This is a genomic window from Corynebacterium halotolerans YIM 70093 = DSM 44683 (assembly GCF_000341345.1).
Taxonomy (GTDB): Bacteria; Actinomycetota; Actinomycetes; order Mycobacteriales; family Mycobacteriaceae; genus Corynebacterium; species Corynebacterium halotolerans.
Map to the genome: position 1 here is coordinate 851,914 of NC_020302.1, position 19,898 is coordinate 871,811.

At 66.0% G+C, this 19,898-nt stretch carries 15 protein-coding genes, 3 rRNA genes and 1 riboswitch; of the genes, 7 read left to right on the forward strand and 11 right to left on the reverse strand.

The window, feature by feature from the left end; all coding sequences use genetic code 11:
• Nucleotides 1–2 precede the first annotated feature (2 nt).
• The 5 genes from A605_RS04035 to A605_RS04055 all read left to right on the forward strand — a co-directional run bounded on the left by A605_RS04035 (nucleotide 3) and on the right by A605_RS04055 (nucleotide 7,353).
• Nucleotides 3–959 (forward strand): bile acid:sodium symporter, encoded by a 957-nt coding sequence (locus A605_RS04035; RefSeq protein WP_027004536.1) that lies wholly within the window; start codon nucleotides 3–5, stop codon nucleotides 957–959.
• 603 nt (nucleotides 960–1,562) lie between these two features.
• Nucleotides 1,563–3,084 (forward strand): 16S ribosomal RNA (locus tag A605_RS04040).
• Nucleotides 3,085–3,477: 393 nt separating this feature from the next.
• Nucleotides 3,478–6,555: ribosomal RNA gene (locus tag A605_RS04045) — 23S ribosomal RNA — on the forward strand.
• 117 nt (nucleotides 6,556–6,672) lie between these two features.
• Nucleotides 6,673–6,790: ribosomal RNA gene (rrf, locus tag A605_RS04050) — 5S ribosomal RNA — on the forward strand.
• The 16S, 23S and 5S rRNA genes sit together here, the layout of an rRNA operon.
• A gap of 203 nt (nucleotides 6,791–6,993) precedes the next feature.
• Entirely contained in the window at nucleotides 6,994–7,353 is a 360-nt protein-coding gene (locus tag A605_RS04055; protein ID WP_015400231.1) for a SpoIIAA family protein, read from the forward strand.
• Between the two features lie 11 nt (nucleotides 7,354–7,364).
• Here A605_RS04055 and A605_RS04060 read toward each other — a convergent pair whose 3' ends face one another.
• The 8 genes from A605_RS04060 to A605_RS04095 form a co-directional block, all read right to left on the reverse strand.
• Nucleotides 7,365–8,543: a pyridoxal phosphate-dependent aminotransferase gene (locus tag A605_RS04060; protein ID WP_015400232.1), complete on the reverse strand. Its 1,179-nt coding sequence runs from the start codon at nucleotides 8,541–8,543 to the stop codon at nucleotides 7,365–7,367.
• A gap of 23 nt (nucleotides 8,544–8,566) precedes the next feature.
• On the reverse strand, nucleotides 8,567–9,205 hold the full coding sequence (locus A605_RS04065; RefSeq protein ID WP_015400233.1) for a DUF3239 domain-containing protein: 639 nt from the start codon (nucleotides 9,203–9,205) through the stop codon (nucleotides 8,567–8,569).
• Between the two features lie 53 nt (nucleotides 9,206–9,258).
• Nucleotides 9,259–10,926, reverse strand: a complete 1,668-nt coding sequence (locus tag A605_RS04070; RefSeq protein WP_015400234.1) for a DNA repair helicase XPB — start codon at nucleotides 10,924–10,926, stop codon at nucleotides 9,259–9,261.
• Nucleotides 10,927–11,028: 102 nt separating this feature from the next.
• A complete protein-coding gene (locus tag A605_RS04075) occupies nucleotides 11,029–12,195 on the reverse strand; it encodes an ABC transporter permease (RefSeq protein WP_015400235.1) in 1,167 nt (388 codons plus the stop codon).
• Nucleotides 12,192–13,070 (reverse strand): ABC transporter ATP-binding protein, encoded by an 879-nt coding sequence (locus tag A605_RS04080; RefSeq protein ID WP_015400236.1) that lies wholly within the window; start codon nucleotides 13,068–13,070, stop codon nucleotides 12,192–12,194. Before A605_RS04080 ends, A605_RS04075 begins: the two co-directional genes overlap by 4 nt.
• Before the next feature lie 4 nt (nucleotides 13,071–13,074).
• Entirely contained in the window at nucleotides 13,075–13,602 is a 528-nt protein-coding gene (locus A605_RS04085; RefSeq protein ID WP_015400237.1) for a hypothetical protein, read from the reverse strand.
• Nucleotides 13,603–13,605: 3 nt separating this feature from the next.
• A complete protein-coding gene (locus A605_RS04090) occupies nucleotides 13,606–13,872 on the reverse strand; it encodes a helix-turn-helix transcriptional regulator (protein ID WP_081602081.1) in 267 nt (88 codons plus the stop codon).
• Between the two features lie 175 nt (nucleotides 13,873–14,047).
• Nucleotides 14,048–16,342: a helicase-associated domain-containing protein gene (locus A605_RS04095; protein ID WP_015400239.1), complete on the reverse strand. Its 2,295-nt coding sequence runs from the start codon at nucleotides 16,340–16,342 to the stop codon at nucleotides 14,048–14,050.
• Between the two features lie 65 nt (nucleotides 16,343–16,407).
• Between A605_RS04095 and A605_RS04100 the strand changes: the two genes are divergently transcribed.
• Complete coding sequence (locus tag A605_RS04100) at nucleotides 16,408–16,602, forward strand: hypothetical protein (RefSeq protein WP_015400240.1); 195 nt, start codon at nucleotides 16,408–16,410, stop codon at nucleotides 16,600–16,602.
• A gap of 171 nt (nucleotides 16,603–16,773) precedes the next feature.
• On the opposite strand, the gene A605_RS04105 is transcribed toward A605_RS04100, so the two are convergent.
• Complete coding sequence (locus A605_RS04105; protein ID WP_015400241.1) at nucleotides 16,774–17,430, reverse strand: resuscitation-promoting factor Rpf1 domain-containing protein; 657 nt, start codon at nucleotides 17,428–17,430, stop codon at nucleotides 16,774–16,776.
• A gap of 12 nt (nucleotides 17,431–17,442) precedes the next feature.
• Nucleotides 17,443–17,607: riboswitch (cyclic di-AMP (ydaO/yuaA leader) on the reverse strand.
• A gap of 422 nt (nucleotides 17,608–18,029) precedes the next feature.
• On the opposite strand from A605_RS04105, the gene A605_RS04110 reads away from it, so the two are divergent.
• Nucleotides 18,030–18,413 (forward strand): cold-shock protein, encoded by a 384-nt coding sequence (locus A605_RS04110; RefSeq protein ID WP_015400242.1) that lies wholly within the window; start codon nucleotides 18,030–18,032, stop codon nucleotides 18,411–18,413.
• 81 nt (nucleotides 18,414–18,494) lie between these two features.
• On the opposite strand, the gene A605_RS04115 is transcribed toward A605_RS04110, so the two are convergent.
• Together A605_RS04115 and A605_RS04120 are read right to left on the reverse strand one after the other, a co-directional pair.
• Entirely contained in the window at nucleotides 18,495–19,049 is a 555-nt protein-coding gene (locus A605_RS04115; protein WP_015400243.1) for a DUF2771 domain-containing protein, read from the reverse strand.
• 11 nt (nucleotides 19,050–19,060) lie between these two features.
• Entirely contained in the window at nucleotides 19,061–19,891 is an 831-nt protein-coding gene (locus A605_RS04120) for a glutaminyl-peptide cyclotransferase (protein ID WP_015400244.1), read from the reverse strand.
• Between the last annotated feature and the right edge of the window lie 7 nt (nucleotides 19,892–19,898).

Genomic DNA, 19,898 nt, shown 5'->3' on the forward strand with positions numbered 1-19,898 from the left:
ACATGACTGATTGGCTCGACAGACACCAGGTAGTTCTCTACCTGGTGTCGATTTTTTTCGGACTGCTGGTCTCCACCGTGCCGGAGGCCACGGTGTTGGGCGCGGCCGTCAACCCGGTGCTCGGACTGTTGCTCTTCGCGACCTTCCTCTCGGTTCCACTCACCCGGCTCCGGATGGATCTCCGCTTCGTCGGCGCCCTCGCGCTGCTGAACTTCGTCCTCGTTCCGCTCGTTGTCTGGGTGCTCACGTTTCCGCTGCGTGACGACGCCGTCCTGCTCACCGCCGCACTTCTCGTGCTGCTCGCGCCGTGCATCGACTACGTCATCGCCTTCACCGGCCTGGCGGGAGGCGCCCGCGAACGGCTGCTCGCCGCCACTCCGCTCCTGCTGCTGGCGCAGATGGTGCTGCTTCCGCTCTATCTCCGGCTGTTCATCGGACCGGAAATCGCCGGGGTGCTGTCCGCTGGCCCCTTCCTCGAGGCATTTCTCTGGCTGATCCTGCTGCCCCTCGGCGGGGCATGGCTCGTGCAGGTGATGGAATCGCGCTCCCGCATCGCGCGGGGCGTATCGATGGCCGCCTCCTCCGGAATGGTCGTGTTGATGATGGCCACGCTGTTCGTGGTGATCGCCGGCCATGCCGGGGGCGTGGGAGAGCGGTTGCCGGACCTCGGTCTCGTGATCGGCGTCTACGTCGCCTTCGCGGTGGCCATGAACGTCATCGGATGGGGACTGTCCCGGAGGCTTGGTTTCGGTACGGAGGACCGGGTGGCCCTGACCTTCAGCGCAGTCACGCGCAACTCGTTGGTCATCCTGCCCTTCGCCCTCGCGTTGCCGGCAGGTTACGAACTAGCCCCGATCGTGGTCGTCACCCAGACGATGGTGGAACTGGTCGCGATGGTGGTGATGGTCCGGGCCCTTCCGGCGCTCTCCCAAAGAAAACGGATTTACCTGCGGATTTGATTTAAGTTCCGGCTCTGCGTACATTTAAGGACGTCGCCGAGAGCAGGTAGCCGAAAGGTTACAGAGCAGAAGCGACAATGAACTTCAGAACAACGAGTTGACACGTTCAACTCAATGCAGTAAGTTCGATCAAGCCGCTTTCGAGCAGTGACGGTACAAAAAGTTGCTGGTTCGGGGTGTGCGGATGTTGTGTGAGAACTCAATAGTGTGCCAATGTACTTTTTATTTTTGTCTGTGACGTTGGTTGTGTCGTTGGTTGCCCGGCCGGCCGGTCCCTGTGGGGATGGGTTGGTGGGTGCGTGCCGGGTGGCCTTGTGGAAATGGGGCCACTGTAAAGAAATGACACTGCCACTTGGTGGTGGTGTGTGTTTCCGGTGCGTGGACGTGCAACACAATTTGGTTGCGGATGCCGGCCCTTGTTTTCAGCCCCGTCGGGTGTGGGGGTCGGTGGAAGTTTATGCAGTAAAATTATTTTGGACAATCATGAGCGCCACGGCTTTCGGGTCGTGGTGTGCTGGTTGTTCGTTTTGTTGGGTTCGGGCTTTCTACGCCTGGAAACATCCCTTCTTGAGACGGGTCTTGTGCTTGTTTTGAGGTTTGTTTTTTGTGGAGAGTTTGATCCTGGCTCAGGACGAACGCTGGCGGCGTGCTTAACACATGCAAGTCGAACGGAAAGGCCCCTTCGGGGGTACTCGAGTGGCGAACGGGTGAGTAACACGTGGGTGATCTGCCCCGCACTTCGGGATAAGCCTGGGAAACTGGGTCTAATACCGGATAGGACCTTCCTTTAGCGTGGAAGGTGGAAAGTTTTTTCGGTGTGGGATGAGCTCGCGGCCTATCAGCTGGTTGGTGGGGTAATGGCCTACCAAGGCGTCGACGGGTAGCCGGCCTGAGAGGGTGGACGGCCACATTGGGACTGAGATACGGCCCAGACTCCTACGGGAGGCAGCAGTGGGGAATATTGCACAATGGGCGCAAGCCTGATGCAGCGACGCCGCGTGGGGGATGACGGCCTTCGGGTTGTAAACCCCTTTCGCCCACGACGAAGCGTAAGTGACGGTAGTGGGATAAGAAGCACCGGCTAACTACGTGCCAGCAGCCGCGGTAATACGTAGGGTGCGAGCGTTGTCCGGAATTACTGGGCGTAAAGAGCTCGTAGGTGGTTTGTCGCGTCGTCTGTGAAATTCCGGGGCTCAACTCCGGGCGTGCAGGCGATACGGGCATAACTTGAGTGCTGTAGGGGAGACTGGAATTCCTGGTGTAGCGGTGAAATGCGCAGATATCAGGAGGAACACCGATGGCGAAGGCAGGTCTCTGGGCAGTAACTGACGCTGAGGAGCGAAAGCATGGGTAGCGAACAGGATTAGATACCCTGGTAGTCCATGCCGTAAACGGTGGGCGCTAGGTGTAGGGGACTTCCACGTCTTCTGTGCCGTAGCTAACGCATTAAGCGCCCCGCCTGGGGAGTACGGCCGCAAGGCTAAAACTCAAAGGAATTGACGGGGGCCCGCACAAGCGGCGGAGCATGTGGATTAATTCGATGCAACGCGAAGAACCTTACCTGGGCTTGACATACACCGGACCGGGCCAGAGATGGTCCTTCCCTTGTGGCCGGTGTACAGGTGGTGCATGGTTGTCGTCAGCTCGTGTCGTGAGATGTTGGGTTAAGTCCCGCAACGAGCGCAACCCTTGTCTTATGTTGCCAGCACGTGATGGTGGGGACTCATGAGAGACTGCCGGGGTCAACTCGGAGGAAGGTGGGGATGACGTCAAATCATCATGCCCCTTATGTCCAGGGCTTCACACATGCTACAATGGTCGGTACAGCAGGTCGCGAACCCGTGAGGGTGAGCCAATCCTCGTTAAAGCCGGCCTCAGTTCGGATTGGGGTCTGCAACTCGACCCCATGAAGTCGGAGTCGCTAGTAATCGCAGATCAGCAACGCTGCGGTGAATACGTTCCCGGGCCTTGTACACACCGCCCGTCACGTCATGAAAGTTGGTAACACCCGAAGCCAGCGGCCCAACCGGTTTACCGGAGGGAGCTGTCGAAGGTGGGATCGGCGATTGGGACGAAGTCGTAACAAGGTAGCCGTACCGGAAGGTGCGGCTGGATCACCTCCTTTCTAAGGAGCATAAACAAGTCGGCCCGCGCGGTAGCGCAGGTCGCGTATCGCTGGTTGGTGGTCACGAGTGTTGACCCGCCGGCACTATCAATCGGGTGGACACGCACCCCACGACCCACAGATGGTTGTGGCGGGGTGGCCGCACGGGCAGGACCGGTGGAGCAGGCGGAAATAAATGAGTGGGTATGTTGGCATGCTGTTGGGTGTCTGGGGCAACATTGTCCTGACTGACCATCCGTGACCGCACCTGTGGGGAGTGTTTCTCTGTGGGGTGTGGGGTGGGTGGTGTGTTGTGTGAGAACTGTATAGTGGACGCGAGCATCTTTATTTTTCTGGTGTTTTTTGTTGTGAGTATGTTGTATCCCGCACGCGCCCCGGTGGGGTGTGTGTGGTGTGTGTTTGTGTAAGGGCACATGGTGGATGCCTTGGCATGCTGGGCCGATGAAGGACGTGAGAGGCTGCGTTATGCCTCGGGGAGCTGCCAACTGAGCGTTGATCCGAGGATGTCCGAATGGGGAAACCCGGCCACCGTTGTGGGTGGTCACCCGATCATGAATTCATAGTGGTTGTGGAGGGTCACGCGGGGAAGTGAAACATCTCAGTACCCGCAGGAGAAGAAAATAATAATGATTCCGCTAGTAGTGGCGAGCGAACGTGGAGGATGGCTAAACCGTGTGTGTGTGATACCTGGCAGGGGTTGCGCATGCGGTGTTGTGGGGTTCCATGTGTCGGGTCTGCCAGCCCGGCGTCGGTGGTCGTGTGGTGAGCGGAAGTGGTCTGGGATGGCCCACGGAACAGGGTGAGAGTCCCGTACGTGAACATCATGCGGTGCTGATTGTGGTGTCCCCGAGTAGCAGCGGGCTCGTGAAATCTGCTGTGAATCTGCCGGGACCACCCGGTAAGCCTGAATACCCAGTGTGACCGATAGCGGATAGTACCGTGAGGGAATGGTGAAAAGTACCCCGGGAGGGGAGTGAAATAGTACCTGAAACCATGTGCTTACAATCCGTCAGAGCACCATTAAAGGTGTGATGGCGTGCCTTTTGAAGAATGAGCCTGCGAGTCAGCGGCATGTCGCGAGATTAACCCGTGTGTGGGGTAGTCGTAGCGAAAGCGAATCCTAACAAGGGTGACCATAGTGGCATGTCCTGGACCCGAAGCGGGGTGATCTACCCATGGCCAGTGTGAAGCGACGGTAAGACGTCGTGGAGGCGCGAACCCACTTAGGTTGAAAACTGAGGGGATGAGTTGTGGGTAGGGGTGAAAGGCCAATCAAACTCCGTGATAGCTGGTTCTCCCCGAAATGCATTTAGGTGCAGCGTTGTGTGATGCTTGCCGGAGGTAGAGCTACTGGTTGGTTGAGCGGGACTACCATCTTAGCAATGTCAGCCAAACTCCGAATGCCGGTTTCAAGTTAGCGCAGCAGTGAGACTGTGGGGGATAAGCTTCATAGTCGAGAGGGAAACAGCCCAGATCGCCGGCTAAGGCCCCTAAGCGTGTACTAAGTGGAAAAGGATGTGGGATCGCGACGACAGCCAGGAGGTTGGCTTAGAAGCAGCCATCCTTGAAAGAGTGCGTAATAGCTCACTGGTCGAGTGGTCCTGCGCCGACAATTCAGTGGGGCTCAAGTACACCGCCGAAGCCGCGGCATAAACATTGTTTATGGGTAGGGGAGCGTCGTGCACGGGGTGAAGCGGTACCGTGAGGAGCCGTGGACTGTGTGCGAGTGAGAATGCAGGCATGAGTAACGAATTGACAAGTGAGAATCTTGTCCGCCGGATGACCAAGGGTTCCTGGGTCAAGTTCGTCTTCCCAGGGTGAGTCGGGACCTAAGGCGAGGCCGACAGGCGTAGTCGATGGACAACGGGTTGATATTCCCGTACCCGTGTGTGCGCGCCCGTGGTGAATCAGTGATACTAACCACCCACAAACCACGTCACGGCCTTCGGGTCGTGAGGTGGGGCGTGCGTGGGGCCTGAGCTGGTAGTAGCCAAGTGATGGGGTGACGCAGTGGGGTAGCCGAGCCACTGATTGGATTGTGGTGTAAGCGTGTAGGGCCGGTGGTAGGCAAATCCGCCACCGATCAATGCCTGAGGCGTGATGCGTAACCCATATTGGGTGATGTCGGTGATCCCGTGCTGTCGAGAAAAGCCTCTAGCGAGTGCACATACGGCCCGTACCCCAAACCGACACAGGTGGTCAGGTAGAGAATACTAAGGCGTTCGGGTGAACTGTGGTTAAGGAACTCGGCAAAATGCCCCCGTAACTTCGGGAGAAGGGGGGCCACCACCGGTGACGGGAGCTAGCCTCCGTGAGCTGGTGGTGGTCGCAGAGAATAGAGGGAAGCGACTGTTTATTAAAAACACAGGTCCGTGCGAAGACGATAAGTTGAGGTATACGGACTGACGCCTGCCCGGTGCTGGAAGGTTAAGAGGACCTGTTAGGACCCTTGTGGTCCGAAGCGGAGAATTTAAGCCCCAGTAAACGGCGGTGGTAACTATAACCATCCTAAGGTAGCGAAATTCCTTGTCGGGTAAGTTCCGACCTGCACGAATGGCGTAACGACTTCCCTGCTGTCTCAACCACAGGCCCGGTGAAATTGCAGTACGAGTAAAGATGCTCGTTACGCGCGGCAGGACGAAAAGACCCCGGGACCTTCACTACAGCTTGGTATTGGTGTTCGGTTCGGTTTGTGTAGGATAGGTGGGAGACTGTGAACACACCACGCCAGTGGTGTGGGAGTCGTTGTTGAAATACCACTCTGATCGGATTGGACACCTCAACCTTGGCCCATGATCTGGGTCGGGGACAGTGCCTGGTGGGTAGTTTAACTGGGGCGGTTGCCTCCTAAAGAGTAACGGAGGCGCCCAAAGGTTCCCTCAGCCTGGTTGGCAATCAGGTGGCGAGTGTAAGTGCACAAGGGAGCTTGACTGTGAGACTGACAGGTCGAGCAGGGACGAAAGTCGGGACTAGTGATCCGGCACCTACTCGTGGATGTGGTGTCGCTCAACGGATAAAAGGTACCCCGGGGATAACAGGCTGATCTTCCCCAAGAGTTCATATCGACGGGATGGTTTGGCACCTCGATGTCGGCTCGTCGCATCCTGGGGCTGGAGTAGGTCCCAAGGGTTGGGCTGTTCGCCCATTAAAGCGGCACGCGAGCTGGGTTTAGAACGTCGTGAGACAGTTCGGTCTCTATCCGCCGCGCGCGTGGAAACCTGAGAAAGGCTGTCCCTAGTACGAGAGGACCGGGACGGACGTACCTCTAGTGTGCCAGTTGTCCCGCCAGGGGCACGGCTGGTTGGCTACGTACGGAAGGGATAACCGCTGAAAGCATCTAAGCGGGAAGCCTGTTTCAAGATGAGGTTTCATCAATCAGGCCCCCCACAGACGATGGGGTTGATAGGCCAGAACTGGAACCACCGCAAGGTGAGGAGGTGACTGGTACTAATCGGCCGACGAAACATACACAACCCCCACACGGGGATTGGATGTGCACCCACGCAACGAACCTGAAAACATGTTCGCGTCCACTATGCAGTATCTGACACAACACGTCAGGACCCCACCACGGGGCCCCACGACTGTGTCGGTGGTTGATAGCGGCAGGGACACGCCCGGACCCATTCCGAACCCGGAAGCTAAGCCTGCCCGCGCTGATGGTACTGCACCCGGGAGGGTGTGGGAGAGTAAGTTACCGCCGACCAAAAACAAAACAACAACTAAATACAAGCCTGCAGGCTCGGAACCGATCACGGTTCCGGGCCTGCAGTCGTTTCACCATCTGCCCACTCACCCCGTCCGACTGCCGGTGGCCCCGCCCACGGCCCAAGGGGCTCATCGCCCAGAACCCGGTAGGGTAGGGGACGCGATCAGTAACCGATGCGACCCGCGGACGAACGGAGGAGCATGCTCACCACGGACGCTATCGCCGGCACCAATATCGTCACCGCCGCCTACAGCGGCTCGATCGGCACGGAAGAGATGGAGCACCTGCGTTCCACGGTTCAGCAGGTCATCGACCGTGAGGGGAGCGTCCGGCTGCTGACCGAATTCGGAGACATCGAGCCTGGGCGCATTGAACCGAAGGCCTGGATCGAGGATCTGAGGATGACCGGCATCCTGGGCGACATCGAGAAGATGGCGGTGGTCGCCGGTGCAGCATGGCTCCAGAAGTGGACGGAGCTGGCCGGAGGGCTGATCCCCGGTGAGGTGGAGACCTTCGACGCCGGACAGCGCGACGAAGCGAGGGACTGGCTGCGCAGCTGACGCCCTCTCGGCTAGCTGGCGGAGCGGAGCCTGGACAGACGCCGGGCGGCCTCGCGCAGGGTGTCCTCCCGCTTGCAGAAGGCGAAGCGTACCTTGGTGCGCCAGGGGCCGGGCTCGTCGCAGAAGACCTGCACCGGAATGGCGGCCACGCCGATCTTCGCGGGCAGGTCGAGGCAGAACTCCACGCCGTCGGGGTAGCCGAGCGGGGAGATGTCGGCGACCGTGAAGTAGGTGCCGGCGGTGCCGTGGACCTTGAGGCCGGCCTCCCGCAGGGCGTCGCCGAGCAGATCGCGGCCGTCGGCCAGCGCGGTGACCATCTCCCGCAGCCAGGCGTCCTCGTGTTCCAGGGCGTGGGCCACGGCCGGCTGGAAGGGGGTGGCGCCGACGTAGGACATGAACTGCTTGGCCTTGAGCACGGCGTCGAGAAGCGGGGCGGGGGCGAGCGCCCAGCCGGTCTTCCAGCCGGTGACGTTGTAGGACTTCGCCGCCGAGGAGACGGTGACGGTGCGTTCGAACATGTCCGGCAGGGAGGCCAGGGCGGTGTGGGAACGACCGTCGAAGACGAGGTTCTCGTAGACCTCGTCGGAGAGCACCGTCAGATCGGCCTCGGCGCACAGTTCGGCCAGGGACAGGAGAGACTCCCGGGAGAACACGGCGCCGGTGGGGTTGTGCGGGGAGTTGACGATGATCATCGCCGTCTTCTCCGTCACCGCGGCGCGCACGGCGTCGACGTCGACGGCCCAGGAGTCACCGTCGGACACCAGGGGAACCGCCACCCGACGCGCGCCCGCCAGCGCGATCGCGGCGGCGTAGGCGTCGTAGTAGGGCTCGAGGACGATGACCTCCGCTCCGGGTTCCACCAGGCCGAGGACGGTGGCGCTGATGGCCTCCGTGGCCCCGACGGTGACGAGCACCTCGGTCTCCGGGTCGTAGGTGACGCCGTGGTCGCGGTGCCGCCGGGTGGCCACCGCCTCACGCAGGACCGCCATGCCGCGGCCGGGGCCGTACTGGTTGTTGCCGCCGCGGATCTGTTCGCAGGCGATCTCGAGCATGCGGGCGGGGCCGTCGGAATCCGGGAATCCCTGGCCGAGGTTGATCGCCCCGTGCTCGACGGCCTTCGCGGTCATCGTGGCGAAGACCGTCTCGGCGAAGGGCTGCAGGCGGGTGACTACGCGGCTGTCGGGGCTCATGGGCCCAGCCTACGCGGACGGGCTCAGAGCACCAGCAGGTTGTGCTGGGTGGCCTTCGCGTCGTTGAGGCGCTTGCGGGCCTTCTCCAGGCGGTCCCACTGGTCCTGCGGGATGGCCCTGCGGGCGGTGGTGACCACGTCCTGGTCCGGGGTCCCCCAGGCGATGGGCATCGGGGTGATCTCGTCCCAGTGCTCCTGGTCGCGCATGCTGCGCCGGCCCTGCACCGCGGCGACGGGGATCTTCGTGCCCAGCTTCGGGGTCACGCCGTTGACACGGGTCACGGTGCGTACGGCGACACCCCAGCGCGGCGGCCGGTCCGGGTCGACGTTGGTGTTGACCAGGGCCAGGAGGACGAAATCGCGCGGGTTGACCTCGGCGATCACCGCCGGGGCCAGGGGATAGCGGTCGTAGAGGTCCTGGGCGGTGCCGACCTTCCGGGGCACGACGAACGCCAGGACGAAGGAGATGACGCCGAGGACGGCCGCGACCACGCCGACCAGCGGACCCCACGCGGCGTCGACCCAGAAGGCGAGCACCGCGGCGGCGACGAGGAACAGTACACCCAGGATCACGGCGGAGAGCTGCAGGCGCCTGGTGTCCCGGAGCATCTCGTTGTTCTTCTGCGCGAATTTCTCGTCGACCTCGAACTTGAAAACCTTCATGCCGTCCTCTTCCGTCTCGTTCAGCCTATCCAGAATACGTTCCGCCCCGGTGCTCAGTTGAGCCGGTCGAGGGTGCCCAGGTCCTCGGCGTCGACGATGCGGTAGGCGTACCCCTGCTCGGCCAGGAAACGCTGGCGGTGGGCGGCGTACTCGGCGTCGAGGGTGTCGCGGGAGACCACGGAGTAGAAGTGGGCCTGCCCGCCGTCCTTCTTCGGCCGCAGGAGGCGGCCCAGGCGCTGGGCCTCCTCCTGGCGGGAGCCGAATGTGCCGGAGACCTGGATGGCCACCGCCGCCTCGGGCAGGTCGATGGAGAAGTTCGCCACCTTGCTCACCACCAGCACGGAGATCTCCCCGTTGCGGAACTGGTCGAACAGGGCCTCGCGCTTCCTGTTCGACGTCCGCCCCTCGATGATGGGGGCGTCGAAGCGCTCCGACAGCTCCTCCAGCTGGTCGAGGTAGGCGCCGATGATCAGCGTCGGCTGCCCTTCGTGCCGGGCCAGCAGCTTCTCGACGACGCGCAGCTTGCCGGAGGCGCTCGCCGCCAGGCGGTAGCGTTCACCCGTCTCGGCGGTGGCGTAGACCATCCGCTCGGACTCGCTCATGGTGGTGCGCACCTCGACGCACTCGGCCGTCGCGATGTAGCCGGCCGTCTCGAGGTCCTTCCATGGGGCGTCGTAACGCTTCGGCCCGATCAGGGAGAACACGTCGCCCTCGCGGCCGTCCTCGCGCACGAGTGTGGCCGTGAGCCCCAGGCGGCGCCGCGACTGCAGGTCGGAGGTCATGCGGAAGACCGGGGCGGGAAGCAGGTGGACCTCGTCGTAGATGATCAGGCCCCAGTCACGGGAGTCGAAGAGTTCCAGTGCCCGGTACTCGCCCCTCGTCTTGCGGGTGACCACCTGGTAGGTGGCGATGGTGACGGGGCGGATCTCCTTCTTCTCGCCGGAGTACTCGCCGATCTCGTCCTCGGTCAGGGTGGTCCGTCGCAGCAGCTCGTCCTTCCACTGCCGGCCGGCCACGGTGTTGGTGACCAGGATGAGGGTGGTAGCCCGGGCCTTCGCCATCGACGCCGCACCCACCATGGTCTTGCCCGCGCCGCAGGGCAGGACCACCACGCCGGAGCCGCCCTCCCAGAAGGAGTCGGCGGCGTAGCGCTGGTAGTCCCGCAGCTCCCACTGCTCATGGGCGGTGGACAGGTCGATGGGGTGGGCCTCGCCGTCGACGTAGCCGGCCAGATCCTCGGCGGGCCAGCCCACCTTGAGCAGCTCCTGCTTGAGCCGGCCGCGCTCGGAGGGGTGCACGGCGATGGTTTCGGCGTCGATCTGTGCCCCGAGCATCGGCCTGATCTTCTTGTGGCGGGTCAGCTCCGCCAGGATGGCCGGCTCCTGCGACTCGAGGACGAGCCCGTGGGCGGGGTGCTTGTGCAGGGTGACGCGGCCGTAGCGGCTCATGATCTCGGCGACGTCGATGAGCAGCGGCTGCGGGACGGGGAAGCGGGAGTACCGCTCGAGGACGTCGACGACCTGCTCGGCGTCGTGGCCGGCGGCGCGCGCGTTCCACAGCGCCAGCGGGGTGATGCGGTAGGTGTGGACGTGCTCGGGCGCGCGCTCCAGCTCCGCGAAGGGGGCGAGCGCGGCGCGGGCCTCCTCGGCCAGGGCGTGGTCGATCTCGAGCAGGACGGTCTTGTCGGACTGGACGATCAGGGGTCCGTCGCCGAATGCCAAAGGGGGTGCCTCCAGGGTGGGAAGTGAAGTGTCGACCCACGATTATCTCACCCGGGGGCCGAAACTCCATAGGAGGCGGATCACTTCCGTGTCACGTCCGCGTCACTTCCGGGTCAGTGCCTGCCGCCAGGTCAGCTTGCGGCCGTTGTTGAGGATGGCGTTGCGGTAGATGCGGGCGACCAACCAGATGACCCCGACGGTGGCCACCGCGAGGATGGTGTAGGAGGCGGCCAGGCCTGCGAGGCTGAGGTTGCCGCCCGCGTACTGCAGCGGGGCCACGGCCACCGAGACCGGCGGTACCCAGGCCAGTACCTGCATCCAGGTGGCGTCGAGCACCTGCCAGCCGAACAGCGGGACGTAGGTGGTGGCGAGGATGAGGATGAGGATGGGCGTCTGGGTGGACTGCAGATCCTCGGTGCGCTGGACCATCGCGCCGGCCGCGGCGTAGAGGCTGCCGTAGAAGACCAGGCCGAGCATGAACCCGACGAGCAGGATTCCGATGATGCCCCACTGGAAGTCGACGCCGTCCAGCAGCCCGGAGATGTTCAGCGCCACGGCCGCGACCGTCACGATGAGTGCGGTGGCCGCCAGTCCGAACAGGGCGTTGCCGAGGATCTTTCCGGTGAGGAAGTCCATGGGGCGCACGCTCGCCAGGATGATCTCCACGACCCGGGAGGACTTCTCCTCGGTGACGCGGCCGCCGATGTTGGCGGCGAAGAGCATGACGGTGAACATCAGGATCATCACGCCGGCGAGCACCGTGACCACCGCTCCCAGCGACGTGCCGTCGCCACCGTCCCCGATGTCGACCGCCGTGACCGCGGACGGGGGAGTGGCGGCGGCGAACTCGCCCGCGTCGACGCCGACCGCCTCGAGCGCCGCAGCCGAGGCCCGGGCGGAGGTGATCTGGTCGACTGCGCCGAGGATCTGCGCTGAGGGGCTGCCCTCGGTCAGCAGATCCCAGCCGTGCCCGGCGGGGACGAGCGCTGCGTCGGCGTCGCCGTCGAGCACCGCGGCCTCGGCCTGTGCGCGGTCGTCGACGGCGGAGGCCTCGATTCCGGTGTCGGTGAAGGCGCCGGCCTCCATCCCGACGACGGCGAGGGCCGGATCATCGCCCTCCCGTCCGGTCAGCCAGCTGATGACCCCGATGCCGCCGATCGCGAGCAGGAGCGTGATGATGACGGAGATGATGATGCCCTTGTTGCGCAGGGCGACCTGGATCTCGCGGCGGGCGACGGTGGTGATGGTGTGGGCCGATGAGTAACTCATGCCTGGACAACCTCCCGGAACAGTTCGGTCAGGTCGGGGACCCGGCGGGTGAAGGAATGGACGGGGCCGGCGGCGAGCGCGGCGTGGAGGACGGTTTGATCGTCCACGTCACCGACGTCGAGGACCACCCTGTTTTCTTCCTCCTCGACGACAGCGGTGCCAGCCGGGTACCAGCCGCGTGCCGGGGTGTGGACCTCGAAGAGGACGGGCCCGGAGGTGCGCAGGGCCTCGACGGTGCCCTCGGTGACCATCGAACCGTGGGCGACGATCCCGATCCGGTCGCACAGGCGCTGCACGAGGTCGAGCTGGTGGGAGGAGAAGATGACCGGCACCCCGGCCTCGGCGCGCTCGACGAGCATCTGACTCATGACCTCCACCGCGACGGGGTCGAGGCCGGAGAAGGGCTCGTCGAGGATGAGCAGCTCCGGGTCGTGGATGAGGGAGGCCGCCAGCTGCACGCGCTGCTGGTTGCCCAGCGACAGGTCGTCGAGGCGGTCGTCGAGCCGCTCGCCCAGTCCGAGGCGGGTGAGCAGGGCGACGGCGGAGTCGGCGGCGTCGGCCTTGCCCATGCCGTGCAGCTGGCCGAAGAAGGTCAGCTGGTTGGCGATCTTCTCCTTGCCGTAGAGACCGCGTTCCTCGGGCATGTAGCCGATGCGGCGGCGGATGTCGTCGCTCATGGATTCCTCGCCGAAGCGGACCTCGCCGGAGTCGGCGGAGAGCACTCCGAGGGCGATGCGCATGGTGGTGGATTTTCCGGCGCCGTTGGAGCCGACGAAGCCGTAGAGCTCGCCGGGGTGGACGGAAAACGTCATGTCGGTCAGGGCCTTCGTCTCCCCGAAGGTCTTGGTCAGATGGTCGATGTGGAGCGCGGGCATGCGCTCACTCCTTTTCGGTCGTGTGGAAGGTCAGGGCGTAGCCGACCGCGGGCAGGGAACCGGCGACCAGGCCGATCATGAACATGGTGAGGGCGCAGACGACGGTCAGGCCGATCACCGTCAGGTGTTCGTGAAAGACGGTGCCGATGATGAGCACGACGAAACCGGCGCCCAGGAGCAGGTTGCTGAACAGTCTCTGACTACGGCGACGCCAGGTGTCCAGCACGGAGCGCTCGTACTCGTCGAGCACGGTCTCCGGGGCGCTGTCCTTGATGTCGATGGCACCGCGCAGCAAGGTCCAGGCCACCATCATCGCCACGGTGATGGTGAGATGGAACCAGATGGCCGCACCCCAGAAGAGGGAGGCGAGCAGCGTGACGGGCAACAGCCCCACCGCGCTGAAGTAGCAGGCGATGAGGGCGCGGGTGGGACCGGGGCGCCGCCAGCGGTGGAACTTTCCGGAACCGCCGGTCACCCGCTGCCAGCGGGCGATGCGGCGGTCCTCGGCGGTCGGGGAGGTGAGGGTGGGCATGGTTCACTCCTGCCGGGGGCGGTAGATCTCGGTGGACATGGGGGTGAATTCGGTGCGGGAGAAGACAGCTTCCACCGGCAGCTCGAAGACCTCACAGATGCGGAAGGCGAGGTCGAGGCTGGGGGAGTGGTCGCCGCGTTCCAGGGCACCGATGGTCTGCGGATTCACGTTGACGAGTTCGGCGAGCCGGGCGCGCGACATGTCCCGCTCCGCGCGCAGGACCCGGATGCGATTGTGGATCGTGTCCGCTGGCTTCTTCCTTGGGGACATATGTTAAAGCGTTGTATAAACCCAACAATATGTCAATTGGAAAAGTGAGGTGTCCCGGAAGGAACCGACGAGGGGGAAGGGCCCCGGGGAACCGCAGGCACCACCCACCGGCCCTGCCGTGGCGCCGGGTCGAGGCCTGGGCGGGGCCGGTCCCGCCACCGGTGAGGAGCCACTCCTACCCCAGGATGACCTCGGTGATCCGGTGGAGGGTGAAACGGTGCACGGTGCCGGTGGCCTCGTCGACGGCGTCGACCTGCCCGCCCGAGACCGTCACCGGCTTGACCGTCCGGTGCACGGCCACCCCGTGCTTGTCGACGAACCCGAGGGTCACCGTCCGCCCGCCCCGCGCGGCGGCCTGGAGCAGCCCGAGGGTCGCCGTGCCCTGGACGGTGTTGCCGCGGTCATCGGTGGCACGTTCACCCCGGGAGGCCGCGTCACCCCGGCGGATGGCCGACACCGCCGCGCGGATGCGCGACTCATCGAGCCCGCCGGTGGGCCGCGCGGGGATGTCGGGGGCCGGCAGGCGGGCCGGCTTCGGGCGGATGTCCAGGGCCGCGCCGGTGGCGTCCTCGGCCACCGGCTGGAACCCGGCCGCCCGCAGCTCCTCGATCACCCTCACCAGCGGTGCCTGCGCCACGGCCACGGTCGGGGCGATCACGTGCAGCGCGACCTTCTCCGCTGCCGGGGTGCGGGCGGCCTCCGCCAACAGGGCCGGATCGTCGCAGCGCAGATAGCTCATGGCCGGGCCACCCCGGAGGGTGCCGTGGCGGCGGGCCACGTCGTCGATGAGGTAGCTGATCGACTGCGGCACCTCGCCCAGGGAGTGATCCGTCAGCCAGTCGCGCAGCTCCCCGGCGGTGCGCCCGGTGTCCAGTGCGCGGCGCACCGAGGCCTCCGTGACCCGGTAGACACTGGCCAGACCCGCGGACTCCAGTTCGGCGAGCAGGTCGAGCTCGGCCTGCAGCCCGCGGGGCAGGGGGCCGGGGGCGAGGATGGTCATGTCGCCCTGGGGGATGACCCGTTCCACGGTGCCCGGGGTGACATCCGCGGCCACGGCCTCCGCATCCGCCACCGGATCGAGCAGGGCGCGCAGCAGGGAGGTCGCCGTGCCGCCGACCACCGCCCCGATCCACCGGGCCTCGGCGACGAGCTCCGTGGTCGTGCGCTCCGGCAGGAGGGAGGCGTGGACGGGGGCGGTGAAGAACAGATCGTCGCGCAGCTGCCCGTCGGTGACCTCCACGCCCGGGGCCGGGCGGGTGAACTGGCCCAGCACCAGCGCGCGCTGCTCGGGCAGGTGGTCGCGCCGGGTGGCGGCGGTCAGCAGCCGGGCGGGATTGCCACGCTCGTCGGGGTCCCCGATGAGCCAGGCGGCCCACGGGGAGGACAGCCAGCCGCGCAGCAGTCGCAACCAGCGGGTGGCCAGGTCGGCCTCCAGCCACTCGTCGGCGGCCGCGGTGGGGGCGAGGTAGTCGGAGCCCTCGTCGTCGACGGGCAGGGGAGTGGGTTCACCGCGGCCCAGCAGTCCGGCGCTGGTGGCCACGCCGACCAGGCGGTGGATGTCGCCCTCCGGCAGGCCGAGCTCCCGGGACAGCGCGGTCACCGCCCGTACGCCCACCCCGCCCTCCTTGAGCAGCGGGACCGGGGTGGTACCCAGCCGGTCGAGCAGCCGGCGCAGGTGCCGGGCGACCTCCAGGCCGGCCCCGGCCCCGGCCTGATCGGCGCGGTCCCGGGCGCGGGTGTCGGCTGCGGTGTCCCCGCTCACCCGCGCCGAGGGCACGAGTGGGCGGGCGGCGGGCTCCTCGCCGCGCAGGGCGGCGCGCACCACCCGCGGCAGGCGGACGGTCTGGGCGTCGACGCGTGCGAGCAGGCCGGCCGCCAGCAGCTGGGGCACGGGGCGGTCGGGATCGGCGTCCGGGGCGGCGTCGCGGGTGCGGCCCAGTCCACCGGAGTTGATCAGGGTGTCGAGGATGGCGCGCTGGTTCTTCGGCAGTGTCTTCAGCGCGCGGGCGGTCTCACCGGCGTCGGGGCCGGCGGTGTCGTCGAGCAGCTGCCAGTCGTGCGGCAGGGAGGGCATCGCCTCGCGGATGACCAGCAGGGCGTCCGACTCCCCGTAGACCAGGGCCACGCCGCGCAGCCGGTCGAGCGCCTGCTCCACCTGCTCGGGGGAGGGCGTGCGGGCCCGGTCGACGACGTGGGAGATGACCGCGTCCGCGGTGACGGGCTCGAGCTCCCCGCCGAGGTCGGCGGCGGCCTCGAGGGTGGCCAGCTCCAGGGCGGTGAGCGTGCGCACCACCCGTCCGACGGAGGCGCGCAGCTGCAGGCGGGCCGCCAGCGGGGCGATTCCCGGGGGCAGGGGCAGGACGGCATCGGGCCGGGCACGCAGGAGCGCGGCGAGCTCACCGTCGTCCCGGCGGGCGAGCCAGGTGCGGAAATCGGGCCGGTCGGGGGTGGGGGATGCCGCGGAAGTCATGGTGTGGACGATCTTACGTCCGATTCAAGTTACGTTTTCCCCCCAGGTTTGGAAGAATGAACGGTATGGCAAACATGGAGAAGAAGGGCTACGTCGATCCGGGCTGGCCGAAGTACATTCCCGGCGACGGGCATGCAATTACCGAGCAGATTTCCAAGCTGGCCGGCGCGTCCAGCCCCTACGGTGATGACACGGTGCTGCCGGTCCCGCCGGAGCAGCTGAGCTACGTCCACCCGTACACCCGTATCAGCCGGGACTAACCGGAACGGGCATCCCCCGGCGGCCCGCACACCTGACTGGTGTGCGGGCCGCCGGGGGATGTTCTCTTTTCCGGGCCCGGGCTCTGAGCGCCGGCCGGCGGAAACGACGGAAGCCTCCGCGGACCATGCGGAGGCTTCCGTCACCCGGCCCGGTGCGGGCCGTGCGTGGTCCTAGAGACCGGCGACGACGGAGTCGATGTACGCGCGGTTGGCGTTGTAGAAGGCGTCGAAGTCGCCGCGGTTGGCGTTGTAGATGTCCTCGACGAAGTCCGGCACGACCACGCCGTACTGGGCGAGGGTGTCGCGGAGCAGGGTGTAGAGGGCGTCGACGGCCAGGGCGTCGGAGGAGCCGCCGGTGGCGGCGGCCTGCTCCTCGGCCTGGGTGGCGACGTACTGGACCTGCGAGGGGGCGGCGCTCGCGGCGGCGGACTGGGCCGGGCTCGAGGCGGAGACGTCGCGCGGGGTCGGGGCGGAGTTCAGGCCCAGGCTGGCGGAGCAGGCGGGCCATGCGCCCCAGCCCTGGCCGGCGAGGGTGCGCTCGGCGACGGCGATCTGCTCCTCGCGGGTGGCCTGGTAGGCGTAGGGGGCGTACTCGCCGCCGCCGTAGGCGCGCCAGGTGCTCGGGGAGAACTGCAGGCCGCCGTGGTAACCGTTGCCGGTGTTGATCTGCCAGTTGCCGCCAGACTCGCACTGTGCGAGTCGGTCCCAGTCGGAGTCCGGGGCGGCGGAGGCGGCCGGTGCCATCAGGGCGGCGGCGGTGCCGAGGGCCGCGGTGGAGGCGGCGAACTTGGCGACGGTGGAAACGGTCTTGCGGGCGTGACGTGCCATGGGGAAAATGTGTTCCTCTCCTGTTGACGCCTGCGAGGTGAGCTGTCGGGTTCGGGCGGAGGATCACTGTGCCCGGCCTCGGTGCGGAGGCTTCACCCCGAGGGGGACGATTCCGTCCCCCGGTGCGGACCGGCTGGCCCGCGGTGGGTTCCCCGCCCCTGTCTGCATGTGAAGTTTGTCTGCTACTGGGTACCGGGACTTATCCGGTAGGATCTGTGTTGCACGTGTTCTCGCGGTCCGACCGGCACCCCAGACAGGGCTCGGCGTTGGGCGCCGGATGCGGTTTCGCGTCGTGTCCGCGGCTCAGACTAACGGTTTGTAACGTTTGTGTCACGCTAAAGACACGAAACGTGATGAAATTTCGGCCCTTCTCCGTTTTGCCCCTGGGTCCTCCCAGCTCATGGCGTTACAACATGGAGATGTGATTTACCTCTCACCGTGGCCGTGGGGCGACGGGGACGGGCGGGGCGTCTGCTGTCGCGGGCTTGCCCGGGCGGGTATAATTATTTCTTCACGCGTTCCCCCAGGGAGAGGGACGCCGGCGCCTCCGAGAAGCTCGGCGACGCCGATGGTTGCGGACACAGGAAGTGGTGATCATCGTGCCGATCGGCAAGGTGAAGTGGTACGACGTCGACAAGGGGTTCGGCTTCGTCTCCAACCCGGGGGACGAGGACGTCTACGTCGGCAAGCAGGTGCTGCCCGAGGGCGTCGAGGAGCTCGTCGCGGGGCAGCGGATCGAGTTCGACTTCGCCGCGGGCCGACGCGGCCCGCAGGCTCTGCGCGTCAAGGTGCTTGACACGCCCCGCCGCCGCCCCGTCCACCGGCACAAGCCCGAGGAGCTCAACAGCATGGTCTCCGACATGATGACGCTCCTGGAGGGACAGGTGCAGCCGGCGCTGGCGGCCGGCCGCTACCCGGACCGCAGGACCGGCCGCCAGATCGCCGAGATCCTGCGCGCCGTGGCCAAGGAGCTCGACTCCTAGCCCCCGGCAGACCCACGGAAAGGGCCCGGAAGGAATTGGCGTCCGCCATCCTTCCGGGCCCTTTCCGTTCCCGCGGCCGACCTACTCCTGGTTCAGTGCCTCGTCCGGGTTCTCGTGCGTGCTCAGCGACCAGATCGTGGTGTAGGGCGTCTCCACGCCCTCGTCGTCGTGGCCGATCATGACGGAGGAGACCTCCACCACGACCAGGCGCGGGCGCTCCGTGGAGTCGCCGACCGGGTCGACGGAGCCGGGGATCTCGACCTCGGTGGTGTCGTGGGGGCCGTGGAGCTGCTGGTTGTTGGCGGCCGGATCGTCGTAGATCATCAGCAGCTGCCAGTCGTGGTTGTGGATCGGCTCCGGCAGCTCGAGCTTCAGCGTCTCGTCGGGACCGACGGGCAGGTTCGGCACCTCACCCTCGGGGCACTCCACGCCGGGTTCGCACACCAGGTAGGGGGAGACCTCGATGGACTCGTCCCCCACGGAGGCGGTGACGGTGACCTCCTCGGGCTCCGGGCCCGGGCGGTTGTTCCACCAGTTCTGCACCAGCACGGTGGCCACCACGACGATCACGACCGCGATGATCAGCGCGAGGATCTGCAGCAGCGACTTCTTCTTTGCCTGTCTACGGGTGGCCATGGCTCCCCATCCTAACCAGCGGGCACCAGCTCGACCTCGTACAGGTCCGGCCACCGCTTGCCGCCCAGCAGGAAGCGCCCGGTGCCGGGCACGTGCGCGATGCCGTTGAGCACGTGGTCGGGGTCGGGGGTGGCGTTGTTCGGCAGCGTGGAGGCGTCGATGACGCCCGTGACCGCACCCGTCGCGGCGTCGATACGCAGGATGTCGGTGCTGAGGAAGACGTTGGCGTACACCTCGTCGCCGACGCACTCGAGTTCGTTGACCCCCTGGACCGGCTCGCCGCCGAGCGTGACCCGGAACCGGTCGCGTTCGGCGAAGGTCTCCGCATCCAGGCGGCGCAGTTGGTCGGTGCCGTCGGACATGATCAGCTCGTCCCCGCGGGCGCACAGTCCCCAGCCCTCGCCCGGATAGTCGACCCGCCCGGTCTCCTCGAGGGTGTCGGCGTCGCGCCGGAACGCCACGCCCGACTGCCAGGTCAGCTGCCAGAGGTGGTCGCCGACGCGGGTGAGGCCCTCGCCGAAGAACTCCGGAGCCAGATCCGCGGAGGCCAGCTTCTCGCCCTCGAGCGTGCTGCGGTAGACGCGGGACTCGCCCCGCTGCCCCGTGCCCACCAGCAGGGCGCCGTCCTCGTCGACCTCGAGTCCCTGGGTGAAGCTGGTTTCGTCGAAGGGGTGGATGTCGACGATCTCGACGCTGAGCCGCTCGACGTCCGCCTCCCGCAGGGTCTCCGCGGCCGGGCCGGCGGAGGTGGAGGAGCCTGTCACGGGGCCGGTGGGCGAGCACGAACTTAAGGTCGCGGCGGCGAGGGCGGAGGCGGTCAGCAGGACGAAACGGGAACCCATACCCCTC